Annotated in this window: 1 protein-coding gene; it reads left to right on the top strand. The window is 67.6% G+C overall.

The features are described from left to right. Positions 1 to 516: 516 nt before the first annotated feature. Positions 517 to 1,025, top strand: a 509-nt coding sequence (locus tag AB0M97_RS30835) for a DEAD/DEAH box helicase family protein (protein ID WP_365964276.1), incomplete at its 3' end; no start/stop codon positions are given.

The following is a 1,025-nucleotide window of genomic DNA, read 5'->3' as shown; positions in this document are numbered from 1 at the left end:
CGCGTGAGCGCTCGTGCCTCGCTGCGCGAGACACCCACCCGCGCGGCTGCGCCGCGCGGGTGACGCTCCGTCCGCTCCGCTCCCGGAGCAGCGGGAGCTCAGCTCCCGCAAGGGCGGCCTCCGCTGCGCTCCAGCCACCCCGGCCGCACCCGCTGCGCGGGAACGGCCAACGGGCCTACGGCCCGAGCAGCAGCAAGGGGGGGTGCGGGCGGGTGACTGGGTGTCAAGTCGCTGGGTCTAGCCGGATGGTGACGATAACAGAATTAAGCCACGTTTGAGGGATTTCCGGAGTTCTGGTCGCTTCATTTTGAAGCGCTAGATAGACTCTGGACTCAGATAGCGCCACCACTAGGGGGTGATGCCGGTTACCGGATCACGCTCCCTGTTGCTGGTCTGAGGCTGTGACCGGCGTCCGGTGAGCTTCATCGGAGTCGACTGTACGCCTCCTACGTGCACTTCCCCAGGTGCCTGCCGGGTGAAGCCGCAGATGCGGCCTTCAGGATAAGGGAGATAGGAATGGCAGTGAAGGAACTCCGTCCTCATCAGCGGGAAGCCGTGGATGCGGTGCTGCGGGCTCTTGAATTGCCTGCAAGATCCACTGTGCCTCCGAGGGGGCTCCGGACTCAGGTGATCATGGCGACCGGGTCGGGCAAGAGCCTCGTGGCCACCCGGGCGTCGGAGGAGCTGCGTGCGGGCCGTGTGCTGGTGCTCGTGCCCTCGCTGGATCTGCTCGCGCAGACCGAGGCCGCGTGGCGCGAGGGCGGTCGTACCGGCCCGATGGTCGGGGTGTCGTCCCTGCGGGGCGATGACGTGTCCTTCCCCAACACCACGGACGTGGAGGAACTGGTCGACTGGGTGCGGTCGTTCGACAAGGTCACCGTGTTCGCCACGTACGCCTCGCTCGGGCTGGGCACGCTGGAGCGCGCGCACCAGGCCGGTCTTCCTGGGTGGGACCTGATCGTGGTCGATGAGGCGCACCGGACGTCGGGTCTGCTGGGCAAGCCGTGGGCGGTCGTCCACGACAA

The organism is Streptomyces sp. NPDC051207, from assembly GCF_040682395.1.
GTDB lineage: Bacteria > Actinomycetota > Actinomycetes > Streptomycetales > Streptomycetaceae > Streptomyces.
The sequence above is the reverse complement of the archived record's forward strand: the minus strand, read 5'-3'. Positions and strand labels throughout refer to the sequence as shown.